Origin of the sequence: Flavobacterium sangjuense (assembly GCF_004797125.1) — a bacterium.
Classification (GTDB): Bacteria; Bacteroidota; Bacteroidia; order Flavobacteriales; family Flavobacteriaceae; genus Flavobacterium; species Flavobacterium sangjuense.
Window position 1 is genome coordinate 174044 of sequence record NZ_CP038810.1, and the last position, 18635, is coordinate 192678.

At 36.5% G+C, this 18635-nt stretch carries 16 protein-coding genes; 8 read left to right on the top strand and 8 right to left on the bottom strand.

The annotated features are described in order from the left end of the window. Positions 1–59: 59 nt before the first annotated feature. Positions 60–488, top strand: a complete 429-nt coding sequence (locus GS03_RS00675) for a hypothetical protein (RefSeq protein WP_136150659.1) — start codon at positions 60–62, stop codon at positions 486–488. Between the two features lie 82 nt (positions 489–570). On the opposite strand, the gene alaS is transcribed toward GS03_RS00675, so the two are convergent. After that, on the bottom strand, positions 571–3207 hold the full coding sequence (gene alaS / locus GS03_RS00680) for an alanine--tRNA ligase (protein WP_136150660.1): 2637 nt from the start codon (positions 3205–3207) through the stop codon (positions 571–573). A 187-nt stretch (positions 3208–3394) separates the two neighbouring features. Here alaS and GS03_RS00685 point away from each other — a divergent pair, with 187 nt between their 5' ends. The 5 genes from GS03_RS00685 to GS03_RS00705 are packed head-to-tail and all read left to right on the top strand — an operon-like array spanning position 3395 to position 6650. Continuing rightward, entirely contained in the window at positions 3395–4375 is a 981-nt protein-coding gene (locus tag GS03_RS00685) for a M23 family metallopeptidase (protein WP_136150661.1), read from the top strand. Beyond that, positions 4375–4707 carry a MerR family transcriptional regulator gene (locus GS03_RS00690; protein ID WP_136150662.1) on the top strand — a complete coding sequence of 111 codons (333 nt, stop codon included), beginning with the start codon at positions 4375–4377 and terminating at the stop codon, positions 4705–4707. The genes GS03_RS00685 and GS03_RS00690 overlap by 1 nt, the downstream gene beginning before the upstream one ends. Positions 4708–4734: 27 nt before the next feature. Continuing rightward, on the top strand, positions 4735–5328 hold the full coding sequence (locus tag GS03_RS00695) for a LemA family protein (RefSeq protein ID WP_136150663.1): 594 nt from the start codon (positions 4735–4737) through the stop codon (positions 5326–5328). A 9-nt stretch (positions 5329–5337) separates the two neighbouring features. Further along, a complete protein-coding gene (locus GS03_RS00700; protein WP_136150664.1) occupies positions 5338–5778 on the top strand; it encodes a TPM domain-containing protein in 441 nt (146 codons plus the stop codon). Beyond that, positions 5775–6650: a TPM domain-containing protein gene (locus tag GS03_RS00705; protein WP_246034118.1), complete on the top strand. Its 876-nt coding sequence runs from the start codon at positions 5775–5777 to the stop codon at positions 6648–6650. The genes GS03_RS00700 and GS03_RS00705 overlap by 4 nt, the downstream gene beginning before the upstream one ends. A gap of 61 nt (positions 6651–6711) precedes the next feature. On the opposite strand, the gene leuB is transcribed toward GS03_RS00705, so the two are convergent. Genes leuB through GS03_RS00725 form a run of 4 tightly spaced genes read right to left on the bottom strand, consistent with a single transcriptional unit; the run spans position 6712 to position 11003 of the window. Next, the gene (gene leuB, locus GS03_RS00710; protein WP_136150665.1) at positions 6712–7830 is read right to left on the bottom strand and encodes a 3-isopropylmalate dehydrogenase; all 1119 of its coding nucleotides are present in this window, start codon (positions 7828–7830) and stop codon (positions 6712–6714) included. A 10-nt stretch (positions 7831–7840) separates the two neighbouring features. Continuing rightward, a complete protein-coding gene (leuD, locus tag GS03_RS00715) occupies positions 7841–8446 on the bottom strand; it encodes a 3-isopropylmalate dehydratase small subunit (protein WP_136150666.1) in 606 nt (201 codons plus the stop codon). Between the two features lie 2 nt (positions 8447–8448). Beyond that, on the bottom strand, positions 8449–9834 hold the full coding sequence (gene leuC / locus GS03_RS00720) for a 3-isopropylmalate dehydratase large subunit (RefSeq protein ID WP_136150667.1): 1386 nt from the start codon (positions 9832–9834) through the stop codon (positions 8449–8451). A 2-nt stretch (positions 9835–9836) separates the two neighbouring features. After that, positions 9837–11003 (bottom strand): 2-isopropylmalate synthase, encoded by a 1167-nt coding sequence (locus GS03_RS00725; protein ID WP_136150668.1) that lies wholly within the window; start codon positions 11001–11003, stop codon positions 9837–9839. A gap of 152 nt (positions 11004–11155) precedes the next feature. On the opposite strand from GS03_RS00725, the gene GS03_RS00730 reads away from it, so the two are divergent. After that, positions 11156–12700 carry a hypothetical protein gene (locus GS03_RS00730; protein WP_136150669.1) on the top strand — a complete coding sequence of 515 codons (1545 nt, stop codon included), beginning with the start codon at positions 11156–11158 and terminating at the stop codon, positions 12698–12700. Positions 12701–12736: 36 nt separating this feature from the next. Here the strand turns inward: GS03_RS00730 and GS03_RS00735 are convergent, their stop codons facing one another. Next, the gene (locus GS03_RS00735) at positions 12737–15517 is read right to left on the bottom strand and encodes an outer membrane beta-barrel protein (protein ID WP_136150670.1); all 2781 of its coding nucleotides are present in this window, start codon (positions 15515–15517) and stop codon (positions 12737–12739) included. Between the two features lie 240 nt (positions 15518–15757). Here GS03_RS00735 and GS03_RS00740 point away from each other — a divergent pair, with 240 nt between their 5' ends. After that, positions 15758–15991, top strand: coding sequence for a hypothetical protein (locus tag GS03_RS00740; RefSeq protein WP_136150671.1), 234 nt, complete (start codon positions 15758–15760; stop codon positions 15989–15991). Positions 15992–16060: 69 nt separating this feature from the next. Here GS03_RS00740 and der read toward each other — a convergent pair whose 3' ends face one another. Then, entirely contained in the window at positions 16061–17371 is a 1311-nt protein-coding gene (gene der / locus GS03_RS00745) for a ribosome biogenesis GTPase Der (protein ID WP_136150672.1), read from the bottom strand. 143 nt (positions 17372–17514) lie between these two features. Further along, the gene (era, locus tag GS03_RS00750) at positions 17515–18399 is read right to left on the bottom strand and encodes a GTPase Era (protein WP_136150673.1); all 885 of its coding nucleotides are present in this window, start codon (positions 18397–18399) and stop codon (positions 17515–17517) included. Positions 18400–18635 lie beyond the last annotated feature (236 nt).

Genomic DNA, 18635 nt, shown 5'->3' on the forward strand with positions numbered 1-18635 from the left:
TATTATCATGATATGATTATTAGATATATTTGATTCAATATAATTTAAAAAAACAAAAAATGAAACATCTATTAACAACTCTTTTTGCAGTATTCATCACTTTTACAGCTACAAATGCGCAAGAAACCAAGAGTGCAGCGCAACCGGAAAAAATACTTACTAAAGAAGAAAAAGCGGCTCAAAAGGCACAAAAAGAAGCTAATCTTCAAGAAGCTTTTAAAATTGCAGGTTTGACTGCTGAAGAACAACAAATAGTAAGAACTTCATTAGAAGCTCGTTCTGCTTATAAAAAAGAGTTAAAAGCGAACACTTCATTAAGTGAAGAAGATTTTAATACAAAATACAGAGATTTTAGTAAATCTGAAGACGAAAAATACAAAGCAGCTTTTGGAGAAGCAAAATATAAAGCTTTTAAAGATGCTCAAAAAGCACAAAAAGAAGCACAAAAAGAAGCACAAAAAGAAGCACAAAAACAAGCTGAAAAATAATTATATTGTTGTTTCTAAATTTAAAAACAGGGCATAACTTTATAAGTTATGCCCTGTTTTTTTGAATAATATTTTTGATTTTTTATTTCACAAAATCAACCGCTTTCTCCAAAGCTTCTTTGATTCCAGCTACATTTTTCCCTCCAGCAGTTGCAAAGAAAGGCTGTCCGCCGCCGCCGCCTTGAATGTATTTTCCAAGTTCACGAACTACGGTTCCGGCATTTAGGTTTTTATCGGCAACCAGTTCTTTTGAAATATAGCAGCTTAACATTGGTTTGTCTTCTTCGGCTGTAGCCAAGACTAAAAACAAATTGGTTCCTAAAGTTCCCAATTCATAAGCCAAATCTTTTGCGCCTTCCGGACTCAAATCAACTTGCGCTGCCAGGAATTTAACTCCGTTAATGTCTTGCAGTTTAGAAGCCAATTCACCTTTTAAACCTTTTGCCTTTTCTTTTAAAAGCTGCTCAATTTGTTTCTTTAGTTTGGCATTATCATCCTGCAATGAAACAACAGCTTTTAAAGTATCCTGCGGATTTTTCAACGTTTCTTTGATCGCATCCAAATCGCTTTCCTGTTGCGTAAAATAATCCTTTACGGCATCACCTGTAATCGCTTCAACACGACGAATTCCGGCAGCAACTGCTCCTTCAGAAAGAATTTTGAAATGCCATATTTCAGCTGTGTTTTTTACATGAATTCCACCGCAAAGTTCCCGGCTTTCGCCAAATTCAATCATACGGACAGTATCACCATATTTTTCGCCAAACAAAGCCATAGCACCTTTTGCCATTGCTTCCTGAATTGGAATATTTCTGTATTCAGCCAATTGCAATTGTTCTTCAATTCTTTGGTTGACAAAATCCTCAACCTTGCGAATTTCTTCATCGGTTACTTTGGCAAAATGCGAAAAATCGAAACGCAGGTGATTCGGATTTACCAACGACCCTTTTTGCTCCACGTGAGTTCCTAAAATCGTTCTCAATCCCAAATGCATTAAATGTGTAGCCGAGTGATTTTTGGACGTTGAAGTTCTTAAATCAGTGTTGACTTTTGCCACAAAATTGGCTTCAATATTTTCAGGAAGCTGTTTTGCAAAATGTAAGATTAAGTTATTTTCTTTCTTTGTATCAATGATATCAATAGTTTCATTAGCCGAAACCAAAGTTCCTTTGTCGCCAACTTGTCCTCCACCTTCAGGATAAAATGGTGTATTGTCTAAAACAATTTGGTATAAAACGCCATCTTTTTTAGAATCTACTTTACGGATGCGGGTAATCTTTACTTCGTTTTCGGTTTGGTCGTAACCCACGAATGTTTCCACATTTCCAGGTATTAAAACCTTCCAGTCTTCCGTCGAAACTTCAGAAGCCGCACGTGAACGGTCTTTCTGTGCTTTCATTGAGGCATCAAATTCAGACTCTTTGAAAGACATTCCTTTTTCCTTTAAAATTAAAGCTGTCAAATCTTTTGGGAAACCGAAAGTATCATACAATTCAAATGCTTTTTCTCCGGAAACTTCATTGCCTTTTGTTTTAGCCACAACATTATCCAACAACTGCAATCCTTGATCTAAAGTTCTTAAAAACGATGCTTCTTCTTCACGAATTACGTTAGTAACCAACTGTTGCTGCGATTTGATTTCAGGGAAAAACTCGCCCATTTGATCCGCTAAAACTTCTACCAACTTATTGATAAAAGGTTCTTTGGTATTCAAAAAGGTAAAACCATAACGAATCGCGCGACGCAAAATTCGGCGGATTACATAACCTGCTCCGGTGTTTGATGGCAACTGTCCGTCTGCAATAGCGAAGGCTACGGCGCGAACGTGGTCGACAATTACACGGATGGCAATGTTGGTTTTATTTTGTTCTTCGCTGATATTTTTAACTTCGTTGGAAGTATATTTTAGTCCTGTTATTTGTTCCACTTTTTCGATAAGCGGCGTAAAAACATCGGTGTCGTAGTTGGATGTTTTTCCTTGTAATGCCATGCACAAACGCTCGAATCCCATTCCGGTATCAACGTGTTGTGCAGGAAGTTTTTCGAGACTTCCATCGGCTTTACGGTTGAATTCCATGAATACGTTATTCCAGATTTCAACTACTTGTGGATGGTCATTGTTTACCAAACTTTTACCGGATACTTTTGCTTTTTCTTCGGCAGAACGAATGTCAACATGAATTTCGGAGCATGGGCCACACGGACCTTGATCTCCCATTTCCCAGAAGTTGTCTTTTTTATTTCCAAGGATGATTCGGTCTTCATCGATTAGCGTTTTCCAGATATCCCAAGCTTCCTGGTCAAAAGGAACATTCTCATCCGGATTTCCTTCAAAAACGGAAACGTATAAATTCTCTTTCGGAATTTTATACACTTCCGTCAATAATTCCCAAGCCCAGTTGATGGCGTCTTTTTTGAAATAATCGCCAAAAGACCAATTCCCCAACATCTCAAACATGGTGTGGTGATAAGTATCAAAGCCTACATCTTCAAGGTCATTATGCTTTCCTGAAACACGAAGACATTTTTGCGTATCGGCTATTCTTGGGCTTTTTGGAGTTCCGTTGCCTAAGAAAAATTCTTTGAATTGCGCCATTCCCGAGTTGTTGAACATTAGGGTTGGATCATCTTTGAGTACGATTGGCGCCGAAGGAACGATTAAGTGTCCTTTGGATTCGAAGAATTGTAAAAACTGTTTACGAATGTCTTGTGATTTCATTTTTTGTGTTAATTCGGTTATCTGGTTATCTGGTTATTTGGAATGTTGTAATTTTCGAATAACCGAATAACCGCATAACCAAATCCACTTCCTAAAATAATTTAGGCATTGACTGAAACATTTGTTAAATTTGTTCGTATAACCATTGTTTCTTAAAAACTTCCACAAAAATAGTATAAAATAAAAAATGGCGAAGAAAGTAAAGTATTATTTCGATACCGAAAGTTTGGCTTACCGCAAAATAAAACCGAAACTGTCTAAAAAGCTCGGATTTATTGGTTTGTTTTTACTCGCTTCTTCTCTTTTTGGCTTTTTATGTTTTGTGGCCTTATTGAATTCCTCTTATTTAGAAACTCCAAAAGACAGATTGCAGGCGCGTGAAATTGAAACAATGAAGCTGCGTTATTCCATATTGAATAAAAAAATGGATGAAATTGCCAATGTTTTGGACGATGTTGCCGACAGGGATAATAATATTTACCGTGCCTATTTTAATACATCTCCCATTCCGAATGAACAGCGCAAAGCCGGTTTTGGTGGTGTAAACCGATACAAAGAATTGGAAGGATTTAACAATTCCGAGTTGATTATCAAAACCTCAAAACGTGTTGATGTTATTTCGAAGGAATTAGCGATTCAATCCAAATCGTTAGACGAGATTTTGAAATTGGCCAAAGAAAAAAATAAATTACTTGCCGCTATTCCTGCAATACAACCTTTGAAAAATGAACAATTAAAACGTATTGCTTCCGGTTTTGGTTATAGAAGTGATCCGTTTACGAAAGTGAGGAAAATGCACGAAGGCATGGATTTTACGGCAAGTACCGGAACGCCAATTTTTGCTACCGGTGATGGTGTCGTTAAGGCTGCAGACAACTCAAAATCAGGTTATGGCAATCATATTGAAATCAATCACGGTTTTGGTTATTTAACCTTGTATGGTCATTTAAGCAAATACAAATGCCGCGCCGGGCAACGAATAAAACGTGGCGATATTATTGGTTATGTAGGAAGCACCGGAAGAAGCGAAGCACCACATTTGCACTATGAAGTTCATAAAGACGGCAAAGTGGTAAACCCAATAAATTTTTATTACGGAAATATATCGGCAGCAGAATATACTGCCATTTCAAAACTAGCTAACCAAGAAAATCAATCACTAGACTAATGCATATAGAACTAAATCCAGACAAAAGATATTATAGCATTGGAGAAGTTTCCAAAGCTTTTAATGTAAACACTTCACTGATACGTTTTTGGGACAAAGAATTCGACATACTGAAACCAAAGAAAAATGCGAAAGGCAACCGAATGTTCACACCCGAAGACGTGAAGAACTTACAACTGATTTATCATTTGGTTAAAGAGCGTGGCTTTACACTTGACGGTGCTAAAACGCATTTGAAAGAAGGCCAAAAGAAAACGCTGGACAAGTACGAAATCATCAGCAAACTGGAAACGGTGAAAGCACAATTAGTAAATATTAAAAATCAATTATAAATAAATTAAACCTTAAATTAAATAAACATGAACTTTAGAAAATTTTTACCTTGGATTATCGCAGTAGTTGTAATATTTGGAATATACAGCTATGTAAAGGGAATTAATAACACGGCAGTGACATTAGGACAATCCGTAGAGCAATCTTGGGGTGATGTTCAAACTTCTTATCAAAGAAGAAATGATTTGATTGGCAACTTGGTTAATACGGTAAAAGGCTATGCAGAACACGAAAAAACTACTTTAACTGCGGTTATTGAAGCGCGTGCCAAAGCAACTGCTGTAACGGTTGACCCAACCAATATTACGCCTGAACAATTGGCTGCGTTTAATTCGGCACAATCTGGGGTTTCTTCTTCTCTATCAAGATTATTGGTAAGTGTTGAACAATATCCAAACTTAAAGGCAGATGCAAGCTTCCTGAAATTACAAGACGAATTAGCAAGTACAGAAAACCAAATTTTAACGGCCAGAACTCGTTTTAACGAAGCGGTTAAACCATACAATACTCATATCAAAACGTTCCCAAATTCTTTATTTGCAGGAATGTTTGGCTTCAAAGAAAAAGCCTATTTCCAATCGGTTGCCGGTGCTGAAAAGCCTGTTGAAGTAAAATTCTAATTTAGCGCAATGTCTAAAGTAGAAGAGTTTTTAACGAAAGCCGAAGAACAGGAAATTGTTGAAGCTATTGGCAAAGCCGAAAAAAATACTTCCGGAGAAATCAGGGTACATATAGAAAAAGAAACTTCCATAGCTGCTATTGACAGGGCTATGGAAGTATTCCGTACGCTTAACATGGAAAATACAAAAGAGCGCAACGGTGTTATCATCTATGTTGCCGTAAAAAGTCACCAATTTGCCATTTATGGCGATAAAGGAATCAACGAAAAAGTAGCCGCCGATTTTTGGAATTGCACTAGAGACGCTATGCAAAATCATTTCAAAAATGGAAATTTCAAGCAAGGTCTAATTGATGGAATTCTGAATGCCGGAGAGCAGCTTAAGAAACATTTTCCTTATGCTGATGGTGATACTGATGAATTGTCAAACGAAATATCTATAGGAGAATGATGGAAATTACGAATTACGAATTACGACCCGAGCGCAAAGCGCGAATTGTTTGGAGCGTAGTGGAAAAAATTACGAATTCCATAGGTGCTTTAAAAATCCTATTGTTAGTAGTTACCTTATTTAGTATTTTGCCAACTTTTGGGCAATACACTATTCCCGAAAAACCTTCGTTCCAGACTTCGGTTTATGATTATGCGAATGTACTTAGTGCTTCTGAAAAGTCGCAATTAGAAGAAAAACTGATTAGGTATTCCGATTCGACTACTACCCAAATTGTTGTCATTACCATAGAAAGTTTAAAAGGCGAAGACATTGGAATCCTTACGCCAAAATGGGGACACACCTGGGGAATTGGCGGAACCGAGAAAAACGACAATGGAGTTATTATTCTTTTGGCGAAAGCCGAGAGAAAAATATGGATTTCTGCCGGCTATGGATTAGAAGACAGACTAACCGCGGGAATTGGTGGAGAGATAACCCGAAACATAATTATTCCTGAGTTCAAAGCTGGAAGTTATTACAATGGTTTAGACAAAGGGACAGACGCACTTTTTGATGTTTTTAAAGGCAAATACAAAGGTGAACGCAAGCAATCTAAAAAAGATGGAGGCTTTCCAATTCTTCCCATCATCATTATCATTATTGTCATTATAATCATTATTTCTAAAAGCAAAAATAATGGTGGAAACTCTGGCTCTAGCGGTGGTGGAATGAGCCTTACTGATATCATTTTGCTAAGTAGCCTCGGAAGAAGTTCCGGCGGTGGATTTGGCGGCGGTGGAGGCAGCTTCGGCGGTGGCGGTGGCGGCGGATTCGGTGGTGGATTTGGCGGTGGCGGATTTTCCGGTGGTGGTTCTGGTGGAAGCTGGTAATAAAAAAAGCTAGATTGTGTGAGAGCAATCTAGCTTTAAAAATTAACCAACTCAACTTTCTTTAAATAATTATCGATTTTCCAATTCGGATATTTTCATAATTAACATAATTACTATCATCCGTATTTAGGATATAATTTGCTATAACACTTCCCACATAGTCCGTTCCGAAGCTTCTCACCGAATTTAAATCGGGTGTAACGATGTTGTTTTCTAACGATTGTTCGACTGCTTTATGTATGGCTTTTGCTTCTTCTTTTAAGCCAAAATGTTCTAACAACATCGCTGCACACAAAATTGCAGCAATAGGATTGGCAATGTTTTTCCCTTTGGCCTGAGGATATGAACCGTGAATTGGTTCAAATAATGCATTCTCATTTCCAACTGATGCCGAAGCTAACAATCCAATCGAACCACCAATTACGCTACCTTCATCTGAAATGATATCGCCAAACATATTTTCGGTAAGAATAACATCAAACTGTCTTGGGTTAAGAATCATTTGCATCGCTGCGTTATCAACAAAAAGGAAATCCAAAGTAACATCAGGATATTCTTTAGCCAATTGAGTGACGACTCTTCTCCACAATCTTGACGTTTCTAAAACATTCGCTTTATCAACTAGAGTAACTCTTTTATTTCTAGTCTGCGCTGCTTTAAAAGCCAAATGAGCAATGCGCTCAATTTCAAATTGTGAATATTCACATAAATCAGAAGCTGTTGTTCCATCATCGCTTAACTTCCTTTCGCCAAAATAAATTCCACCCGTAAGCTCCCTATAAATAACCATATTTGTTCCTTCTATGATTGAAGTTTTCAAAGGAGATTTTTCTATAAGCGAATCAAAAGCTTTGATTGGTCTTATGTTGGCAAACAAACCCAATTCTTTTCTCAACTTTAATAATCCTTGTTCCGGACGCACTTTTGCATCTGGATTATTATCGTATTTTGGATCGCCAATAGCGCCAAAAAGTACGGCATCTGATTTTTTACAAAGTTCTAATGTAGCTTCCGGTAAAGGATCATTCGTTTTATCGATAGCGATTGCACCAACTAAAGCTTCCTCAAACTCAAAACTGTGATGGTAAACTTCTCCAATCACTTTTAAGATTGCCACAGCCTGCTTCGTTACTTCCGGACCTATTCCATCTCCTGGTAAAACAGCTATTTTCAATTTCATAATTTCTCTTTTATATAGTAGTTATTATTTGCAAACTGGCTTTTTCAAATGCTTCAATAGCGTTTTTATTATTCACTAAAAAATCAATATCATCATAGCCATTAATCATGCATATTTTTTTATAAGAATCAATTTCAAAAGACTCGATATAGTTAGTGTTTTCTATTGAAATGGTTTGGTTTTCTAAATCGACAATCAAATTTGTCTTTGGTTCAGCTTGTATTTTTTTTAAAATAATTGCCAAAAAATCAGAGGAAACAACAATTGGCAACAATCCGTTATTGAGTGCGTTTCCTTTAAAAATATCCGCAAAATAACTGGATACAATTACTTTAAACCCATAATCGGTTAGCGCCCATGCGGCATGTTCCCGGCTGCTTCCACAGCCAAAATTATCTCCGGCTACCAAAATACTTCCGGCATAAGTAGCATCATTCAAAGCAAAAGTAGGAATAGGTTGGTTCGTCTCATCAAAACGCCAATCTTTAAACAAATGATTTCCAAACCCTATTTTATCGGTAACTTTTAAAAACCGTGCAGGGATGATTTGATCCGTGTCAATATTCTCAATTGGTAATGGAACCGCTGTTGATTTTAGTTGTATAAACTTTTCCATAATTAATTTAATTGTTTTGTAATGTCAATAATTTTTCCTTCAATGGCTGTTGCTGCAGCTACTAACGGACTTGCTAAAAGTGTTCTTGCTCCCTGCCCTTGTCTTCCTTCAAAATTTCTATTGGATGTAGAAACACAATATTCTCCGGCAGGAACTTTATCATCATTCATAGCCAGACAAGCTGAACAACCCGGTTGACGGATCTCAAAACCGGCAGCTTCAAAAACCGCAGTCAAACCTTCTTCCTGAATTTGTTTCGCCACTTGTTGTGAGCCCGGAACTATTAACGCATTGACATTGGAAGCTTTTTGTTTTCCTTTAATATATTGGGCAACCGCTCTAAAATCTTCAATTCTGGAATTGGTACAACTGCCTATAAAAACATAATTTATGGGTTTATTGATTAGGCTTTCTCCTTTTTTAAAGCCCATATAGTCTAAAGATTTATCAAAAGAAGCATCTTCAACAACAGGAATTGTATCGGTGATTTTAATTCCCATACCAGGATTTGTACCATACGTAATCATTGGGGCAATGTCTTCCGCATCAAAATGATATTCTTTATCAAAAATGGCATCGTCGTCAGATGTCAATGTCTTCCAATATTCTATTTTTTGAATTAATTCTTCTCCAACCGGAGCAAATTTTCTTCCTTTGATATAGTCAAAAGTGGTTTCGTCCGGAGCAATCATTCCGCCTCTTGCTCCCATTTCAATACTCATATTGCAAACCGTCATTCGACCTTCCATGCTCATTTCGCGGAAAACATTTCCGGCATATTCACAAAAATATCCTGTTCCCGAGTTGGTTCCGATTTTAGAAATAACATACAAAATCACATCTTTTGGCGATACATTTTTGGCTAATTTTCCATTGACATTAACACGCAGACTTTTAGGTTTATTAAGTAACAAACATTGACTTGCAAAAACCTGAGCAACCTGACTGGTTCCTATTCCAAAAGCAATACTGCCAAACGCACCGTGAGTTGACGTGTGGCTATCACCACAAACCAAAGTCATTCCGGGTTGCGTAATTCCAAGTTCAGGCGCAATGACATGAACAATTCCCTGATATTGATGACCTAAACCGTATAATGTGATTCCGTTTTTGGCGCAATTTTTAGTAAGCATTTCGACTTGGTTTCTGGCCAAATCATCTACTATAGGCAGGTGCTGATTTTTTGTTGCCACATTATGATCTGCGGTAGCCACAATTTGTTGTGGACGAAAAACCGGAATGGAGCGTTCCTCTAATTCGGCGAAAGCCTGTGGACTTGTTACTTCGTGAATTAAATGCTGATCGATATATAATATTTGTGGACCATTTGGTACTTCTAATACCACATGGCTATCCCAAACTTTATCAAATAATGTTTTCTTTTCCATGATTATACTAAAATACCGATGTTACTATTTTGAATAATTTGATGCACATCGTGATCTATGATTTCTTTTTTTCTGTCGGCTAATTTTACAAATTCCACATAGACAACATCCAATTGAAGTTTGGTAAGTTCATATCCGATTTTTTTGGCACGATAGGCCAATGCAGCTCTACCACTACGTGCCGTAAGTATAATTGAAGAATCTGTAACACCAACTTCTCTTGGGTCGATTATTTCATAAGTTGATTTGTTTTTAATCATTCCATCCTGATGAATTCCGGAGCTATGAGAAAAAGCATTTGAACCTACAATGGCTTTGTTTGGCTGCACCAACATTCCCATATGATCGGAAACCATTTGACTCGTACTATTCAATAATTTAGAATTGATGTTCGTATCTAAACCCAAACGAGGATGCTGTCTTAAAATCATGACAACCTCCTCGAGTGATGTGTTTCCGGCTCTTTCACCTATTCCGTTGATGGTACATTCAATTTGTCGCGCACCATTTATGACTCCTGCAATTGAATTTGCCGTAGCCAAACCTAAATCATTATGACAATGACAGGAAAGAATAGCATTTTCAATTCCGATGACATTTTCTTTAAGATATTTTATTTTTGCGCCATATTCGTCCGGAAGGCAATATCCTGTTGTGTCAGGAATATTTAATACTGTTGCTCCGGCTTTAATGGCTTCACTACATATTTTGGCTAAAAAAGCATTATCAGTTCTTCCGGCATCTTCTGCATAAAACTCGACATCATCAACAAATGATTTTGCATAATAAACCGCTTCAGCGGCGCGATTAATTATTTCGTCCTGCGATGCATTGAATTTATATTTGATATGCGATTCGGAAGTCCCAATTCCAGTATGAATTCTGGGTTTTTTGGCAAATTGAATGGCTCGAGCTGCAGCATCAATGTCTTCTTTGACGGCACGTGTTAAAGCACAAACTGTGGCATTTTTAACCGTTTTTGAAATGGCTTCTACCGAATTAAAATCACCTGGACTTGATATAGGAAAACCAGCTTCAATAACATCTACACCTAATTCATCCAAACGTTGTGCAATTATTAACTTCTGTTCTGTATTTAATTTACAGCCAGGCACTTGCTCTCCGTCACGCAATGTGGTGTCAAATATTTGAATTTTTTGATTTTCCATATTAATATTTAAACTTAAATTAGTTTCTTTATACGAATATATATTTTGCATTACTGAAATGAAACCTGATTTTTAAATACATTACAGTATTAAACAAAATGATTATTTACTTAAAACATTGATTTACTTTATGTTACAATCCTAATTTTACGATGGCAAACCCAACAAAAGATAATTTATTTGTACTAATTTCATCACTTTCAAAATCAGAGAAGAGGCAATTCAAATTGTATGTCAATCGATTAGGAGATAATGAAGATGCCAAATTTTTGCAGCTTTTTACCTTGTTGGATAAAATGAAAAGTTATGATGAAGATGAAATTCTAAAGAGTAAAATCGTAACCAAACAGCAGCTTTCCAATTTAAAAGCGCATTTATACAAACAAATTCTCATTAGTCTGCGGATGAATCCTATCAATCAAAACATTCGGATTCAAATTCGGGAGCAATTGGATTTTGCTACTATTTTATATCAAAAGGGATTATACAAACAGAGTTTAAAAATTCTGGATAAAGCCAAAGGAATTGCGCTTGAACACGACGAAAAAAATATAGCGTTTGAAATAGTAGAGTTAGAAAAAATAATCGAATCACAATATATTACCCGAAGCATTTCCACTCGTGCTGATGAACTCACCATTGAGGCAATGCTGTTAAGCAAGCATAATGTAATTGCCAGCAAGCTTTCTAACTTATCATTGCAACTGTATAGCATTATGCTCAAAAGCGGCTATGCCAAAAGTGATGCTGAGATGCAGGAAATCACGACCTATTTTAACAATAAAATGCCAAAATATCAATATGAAAATTTGGGATTCAGAGAAAAATTATGGTTGTATAAAGCGCATCTGTGGTATAGTTTTTTAATTCAGGATTTCCTTTCCTGTTATAAATATTCGAGCAAATGGGTTGCCCTTTTTGAAGAAAATCCACAAATGATTTCTTTAAATCCGGTTTGGTATATCAAGGGAAACAGCTATTTATTGGAGTGCTTGTATCTGATAAAACACAAATCCTATATGAAAGAAGTTTTGGAGCGTTTGAAACAAACTATCGCTTTAGATTCTTTTCCGAAAAATGATAATTTAAGTTCGTTGTATTTTCTTTGCTATTATAACAGCAAGTTCAATTTGCATTTCTTAGAAGGAGATTTCGAAGGTGGATTATACCTGGTAGATGAAGTTATAAAAAACATCAAGAAAAACGAAGACCGAATTGACGAGCATCACATCATGGTTTTTTACTATAAAATTGCCTGTCTTTATTTTGGAACAGGTAACCATAAAAAATGCATCGAATATTTGAAGAAAATTATCGAAAATAAAAACCTAACCATGCGTGAAGATTTACTCTGTTTCGCACGTGTTTTGAGCGTCATTGCCCACTTTGATGCCGGAATGGATTACCGTCTAGAAGCCCAATTGAAAAGCACTTATGACTTTCTAATCAAAATGAACGAACTTCATGAGGTGCAACGGGAAATGATTAAATTTCTAAAAAACTTAGAAACCATTTATCCAAATCAACTCAAAGCAGAATTCATAAAATTGCATGAAAGACTGCTTATTTATGAAAATCATCCTTATGAAAAAAGGGCATTTCTATATCTGGACCTTATTTCCTGGCTGGAAAGTAAAATCCAGAACAAACCAGTCGCACTGATAATTCAGGAAAAAGCAAAAAAATTGGTTCGATAAAAAAAGCCCCGTTCATTAAAACGAAGCTTTTGCTTTTTACCAATTGAATCTTCCGCTTGATTTCTTTTCTTTTCCTGCGAATTTCTCAATTTTATACGTCAGTGAAAACATCGCGTAACGCTTTAAAACGATGTTCTCTTCGTCTCTAATTGTTGTTGGCGTAATTGTTCTTGTCGCATTTTGATTTTGATTCAGCAAATCATATACTTTAACTTTCACAGTAAATTTTTTATTGTAAAAGCTGTACGCCAAACTCGTATTCCACAAATAGAAATCTTTCTTGAAACCATCCGCTATATTTGAATTGTAAGTATATCCAAAATCATTTCCGAATACCCAGTTTTTAGGCCAGTAATTGGTGACCTGCATATTAAATTTATGCACAAAACTTGAAGCCGAACTTACTACATAATTCGAATATTTGGTATCATTAACGGTATATCTGTACGATGGGTTTATAGAAAACAATTCGCCATAATCGTAGGTAAAATTCACTCTTGGCGTTATGTCAAAAACCTTTGCTTCATACAATTCGGCATTAGCATAGCCTTTTATTAAATCGTAACCTGCATTAAATCCTCCTCCAAATTTAAAACTATGCACGCCTTTTTTGATTGTCTTACTCCAGTGAAAACCAAACCAGCTTTCATACGTTCCTGAAATGTTTTCATAAGTTGTGGTTCTTCTTCTGTTTTCATCATAAGTCGTTGAAGAGACAATTTGATTATCATATAAACTTCCTCCCATATAAATGCTGTAACCCGAACGTGTAGCATAATCATAATCTCTGAAACTAAAATAACCCTGATGGCTTTTATTTGGATCCAGATTTGGGTTTCCTATATAAGTATTCAATGGATTGGCTAAATTTTCAACCGGTAAAATCTGGCTGGCTTCGGGATAATAAACACTGTAATTGTAATTTACCCAGATTCCCATTGACTTTGTGAAATTATAGCCCCCATAAATATCGGCTACAGGTAGAATATAATCCTTTTTCAAATCAACAACGTTTCCAAGATATTGCGAATGGTTATCAAACCTTGTAATCTCCTGACCCAGTCTTACATTTAAATTGTATTTCTTTTTTGAAATAGTAAAACCTGATTTGGCCCAAATGGTGTTTCTGTTTGATGTCAGATAGTTTGACAAAACATCATTCTCAACCGTGTAAGTTCCCAAAGTCGAATCGAAATCGAATGCTTTTCTGCTTTCAAGCTTTTTTTCACGTTCCACATCAAGACTTACATTTATGCTAAGCGAATCAAGAATTGGCTCATTATACTGAACGCCCACGGAATATTTATCCGCTATATTCCTGGTGTTTTTAATTTGGTTCCGAATATCATCAGGCGCTGTTCCCTGATAAAAAATGGTACTCGAATTCGTTAAATTGTCTATTTCCGTTTTTCTGTTTTCATTTTGAATCGAAGCACTTATGTTTCTGCCTTTTCTGCGGAACGATTTATTGAAATCAATTGCATTATTAAAACTACTGATGTCATTTTCATTGGTTACAAATGAAGAGCTTTCGTTCAGTAGTTGATTGGCTTCATCAACCGATTCTTCATGAGCATTTTTGGTTGACCGGTTATTTGATTTGGCAAACTTTGGAACAACCACAATGGAAGCGGTAGAATCAATTTTATATTCTAATTCCGTGTTGAGATTATGGCTGTACTTGTTTTCTTTAGTATCCGAAATAGAATTCGTCGTGAAATTCCCGTCGGGTAAAAAGTTGATTTGATTGGTTTTATTCTTGTTTTTGGTATCGGCACTGGCAAAAAAGTAACTTGCGGTTGATTCAAAATCTTTAGCCAATTCATCTGAATAATTTATCCCAACAAGATTCGAATGCGTGATTCCTTTATTCCCACCAAAGGTCATTCCGTTCAATCCAAACGAACCATCGGAGCTGGTGTAGAAAGAATTATTCCTGCTTCCACCCATATTGTCAAAAATCTCATCCATAGAAAAACCCGTCGCATTGATATTATTAGACGAAGCCAAAACACTTATTTTCTGCTTATCCTTAAAATAATTGACGAGTGCACTGCTTTCGTATCGCTTGTCAGTTCCGGCACCAGCCATGAATTTACCAAAGAAACCTTTATTCTTATCTTCATCAATTGTCAGGTTAATGCTGGCATTGTTGGAGCTTGCTGCCTGCCCAGTGATTTCTTCTTTTTTGGTTTTGGTATCCGTAACCTGCACTTTATTAATAATATCCGAAGGCAGATTTTGCAATGCTATCTTTCCGTCTTTGTCAAAAAATGGTTTGCCATTTACTAAAATCTGATTTACTTCCTTTCCGTTGACCGTAATTTTTCCTTCGGCATCAATTTCGACTCCGGGCAACTGTTTTAGTAAGGTTTCTACGTTGGCATCGGGACGCAGTTTAAACGAAGAAGCGTTAAACTCTAATGTATCTTTCTTTATCCTGATTGGTGGCGTTTCATTTTTAATAACAACTTCATCCAACTGATTTGTGGATTCTTTTATTTCAATAGTGCCAAAATCTTTATCTTCAGAAACGGATTCCAATCGAATTTTAGTTTCACGATAACTCACATAAGAAACTTTCAGAACAATTGGCTGAGCAATTTTCTTAATCTTAAAATCGAAATTTCCGAGTTTGTTGGTAATGGTATAATCTACAACGGCGGAATCTTTGACAGAAGAAAGATAAACGGTAGCAGATTCAATGGGTAGTTTTGTGGTTTCATCGATTACTTTTCCTTTTAAGGAAATTGTTTTTTGGGCGAACGCAAAGGTGCTTATAAGAATAAAGCAGATTAGGGCGAGAGATTTTGGCATAAAAAAATTAGTGGTTAGTATTAAATTGTAATAAAACGGCTAATTTCTTATTTTATTGTTTAGCGTTAAAAATTCTTACGAAAATTTAACATATTATTATTTTTCTTTAATGCAAACATCAATCGAATAGCCACCTTTCAATTTTTTAAACTGAATAAAATAAAATAAAAACACTTGATTAACAGTGTGTTAACTTTATTTTTTGATTATTAGCTGTACCTTTAAGCAAATGATTGAGCCATGAAAAATTTTGCAATTAAAGTGGTTTGGTTTACCACTATTTACGTTTTCGCTTTTGCCTGCATATCTCAAACTAACATACCGGTGCCGGTGGCGATTGGTTTATATATTTTAGGCAATTTTCTGATTCTGTTTATGGTTTATACCGTTCTGCATGACAAATACAAAACCTCTAAAACATTTGAAGACTGGTACGGTGACCATGTGATAAAAAATATGGGCAAAAAGGAATAAGAGTTTATTTTCCATCTTTTAAAATCGATTGAACCTATAAAAAAAGTTCCAATTTCTTGGAACTTTTTTTTATTTTTCTCTAATATAAATATCAATCGGGACACCCGAGAAATCCCAGTTTTCACGGATTTTATTTTCTAAGAAACGTTTGTACGCTTCCTGAACATACTGCGGCAAGTTCGCAAAAAACACAAACTGTGGCGTTGGTGTTGGCAACTGCATGCAATATTTAATTTTTACATATTTCCCTTTTAAGGCCGGTGGCGGATAAGCTTCAATTAGTTTCAACATATAATCGTTGAATTTTGAAGTCTGGATACGTTGTTTTCTGTTTTCAAAAACCTGAACTGTAGTTTCCAATGCTTTTAGTAAACGTTGTTTGGTCAATGCCGACACAAACAAAATTGGCACATCGGTAAATGGTTTTAATTCTTCTTTTATTTTGTTTTCATAATCACGTGTTGACATGGTGTCTTTTTCAACCAAATCCCATTTGTTTACCAAAATCACAACTCCTTTTCTATTCTTTTCGGCCAACCAAAAAATACTTTGATCCTGTCCTTCAAAACCGCGCGTAGCATCGATTAATAAAACACAAACATCTGAGTGCTCAATCGCACGAACCGAACGCATTACCGAATAAAATTCTAAATCTTCTTTTACTTTGGCTTTTCTACGGATTCCGGCAGTATCAACCAAGTTGAATTCAAAACCAAAACGATTGTATTTGGTGTCAATCGCATCACGTGTTGTTCCTGCAATATCGGTAACCACAAATCTATCTTCTCCGATTAACGCATTGATGAAAGAGGACTTTCCTGCATTTGGTCTTCCCACGACACAAAATCTTGGTAAGGCTAATTCTTCCTCGGTTACTTCAGGCAATTCAGGTAACACTTCTACCAGTTTGTCCAAAAGTTCACCGGTTCCGCTTCCGCTGATGCTGGCAATGGTAAAATATTCTCCTAAACCTAAGTTATAAAACTCAACTGCGTCTTTTTCACGCATGGCGTTATCGACTTTGTTTACGGCTAATAAAATGGGTTTGGTCACTTTTCTAAGTAATTTGGCAACCTCAGCATCCATAGGTGTAATGCCTTCTTCTACATCAACCACAAAAATGATTGCATCGGCTTCATCAATGGCCAATTCCACCTGACGGCGGATTTCACCTTCAAAAACATCATCTGAACCTTTGATATAACCACCGGTATCAATTACTGAAAACTCTTTTCCATTCCATTCACTCTTTCCATAATTACGGTCACGGGTAACACCACTAACTGAGTCAACAATAGCTTCTCTTCTCTTGATTAATCGGTTAAAAAAAGTAGATTTCCCTACGTTTGGTCTTCCTACTATGGCTACGATATTGTTCATGCGTTTTTAAATTTGGTGCAAAGGTAGTTTAATTAAGTTGAAAATCAAGGGATAAGTAGAACGGGAATGTACTAAAAGATGCCACCCCGCCTCCTGGCTCCTTCGCTAAAACAGTCCACTGGACTGTTTCTTAACGCTCGGCCCTACTTCTGATTATATCCAAATCGACGTAACTGAAACGCATTGCTTCGCCAGTCTTTGTTGACTTTTACATATAACTCGATGTGGATTTGTTTTCCGAAGAACTTTTCTAAGTCTTCACGGGATTGCATTCCGACTTTTTTCAAAGCGGCGCCTTTGTGCCCGATGATGATTCCTTTTTGGGTATCGCGCTCGACCATTATTACGGAACGGATGCGGATGATTTTCTCGTCTTCCAGAAATTCTTCTGTTTCGATTTCTACGGCGTATGGGATTTCTTTGTCGTAGTTTAATAATATTTTTTCACGGATGGTTTCGTTTACAAAGAAACGCTCCGGCTTATCGGTTAAGGCATCTTTTGGATAATAGGCAGGTGAAGCCGGTAGTAATTCTAATATACGGGCAAAGACTTCTTTTACATTAAAGTTTTCCAGAGCCGAAATTGGATATATCTCTGCGTTCGGAACTTTCTCCTTCCATAAGGCGATTTGTTCTTCTAATTGTTCCTGATTTGATTTGTCAATTTTATTCAACAGCAGTAGAACAGGAATCTTGGCGTGAATGATTTTATTAAAAAAGTCTTCGTCTTTTAATTCCTTCTCTCCTATCTCGACCATATAAATCAACACATCAGCATCTTCGAAAGCGGACTTTACAAAATCCATCATCGATTTCTGCATTTCGTAGGCAGGTTTGATGATTCCCGGAGTATCAGATAGGATGACTTGAAAGTCATCTCCGTTTACTATCCCCAATATCCTGTGGCGGGTTGTCTGTGCCTTAGAGGTAATAATAGACAAACGCTCCCCAACGAATGCGTTCATTAAGGTTGATTTTCCAACGTTTGGGTTTCCGATGATGTTAACGAAGCCTGCTTTGTGTTCCATGATAATGTATTTGCTGGGCAAAGGTAAGGCTTTTTCCCTTTTGTCTTTCCCGCGAAAGCGGGAATCTATACCTTAACATCTCTAGGGTTTTAAATCCTTGCTATCGGGTTGTTACCTTCTTTTGTCTTGACACAAAAGAAGCAAAAGGTCAAGGCTTGGAATCTTCGGTGGTCAATTTTAATTTCAAATCCTAAAAGAAAAGAACTCGCTTCAATCAAACAGCTTTTCTTTTTACG

Bases quoted from the DNA above. Each gene is read 5' to 3' on its own strand.
- GS03_RS00730 (WP_136150669.1), top strand. From the start codon at position 11,156: ATGGCAAACCCAACAAAAGATAATTTATTTGTACTAATTTCATCACTT.
- GS03_RS00735 (WP_136150670.1), bottom strand. From the start codon at position 15,517: ATGCCAAAATCTCTCGCCCTAATCTGCTTTATTCTTATAAGCACCTTT.
- GS03_RS00685 (WP_136150661.1), top strand. From the start codon at position 3,395: ATGGCGAAGAAAGTAAAGTATTATTTCGATACCGAAAGTTTGGCTTAC.
- der (WP_136150672.1), bottom strand. From the start codon at position 17,371: ATGAACAATATCGTAGCCATAGTAGGAAGACCAAACGTAGGGAAATCT.
- GS03_RS00690 (WP_136150662.1), top strand. From the start codon at position 4,375: ATGCATATAGAACTAAATCCAGACAAAAGATATTATAGCATTGGAGAA.
- leuC (WP_136150667.1), bottom strand. From the start codon at position 9,834: ATGGAAAAGAAAACATTATTTGATAAAGTTTGGGATAGCCATGTGGTA.
- GS03_RS00700 (WP_136150664.1), top strand. From the start codon at position 5,338: ATGTCTAAAGTAGAAGAGTTTTTAACGAAAGCCGAAGAACAGGAAATT.
- leuB (WP_136150665.1), bottom strand. From the start codon at position 7,830: ATGAAATTGAAAATAGCTGTTTTACCAGGAGATGGAATAGGTCCGGAA.
- GS03_RS00725 (WP_136150668.1), bottom strand. From the start codon at position 11,003: ATGGAAAATCAAAAAATTCAAATATTTGACACCACATTGCGTGACGGA.
- alaS (WP_136150660.1), bottom strand. From the start codon at position 3,207: ATGAAATCACAAGACATTCGTAAACAGTTTTTACAATTCTTCGAATCC.
- GS03_RS00675 (WP_136150659.1), top strand. From the start codon at position 60: ATGAAACATCTATTAACAACTCTTTTTGCAGTATTCATCACTTTTACA.
- GS03_RS00740 (WP_136150671.1), top strand. From the start codon at position 15,758: ATGAAAAATTTTGCAATTAAAGTGGTTTGGTTTACCACTATTTACGTT.
- era (WP_136150673.1), bottom strand. From the start codon at position 18,399: ATGGAACACAAAGCAGGCTTCGTTAACATCATCGGAAACCCAAACGTT.
- leuD (WP_136150666.1), bottom strand. From the start codon at position 8,446: ATGGAAAAGTTTATACAACTAAAATCAACAGCGGTTCCATTACCAATT.
- GS03_RS00705 (WP_246034118.1), top strand. From the start codon at position 5,775: ATGATGGAAATTACGAATTACGAATTACGACCCGAGCGCAAAGCGCGA.
- GS03_RS00695 (WP_136150663.1), top strand. From the start codon at position 4,735: ATGAACTTTAGAAAATTTTTACCTTGGATTATCGCAGTAGTTGTAATA.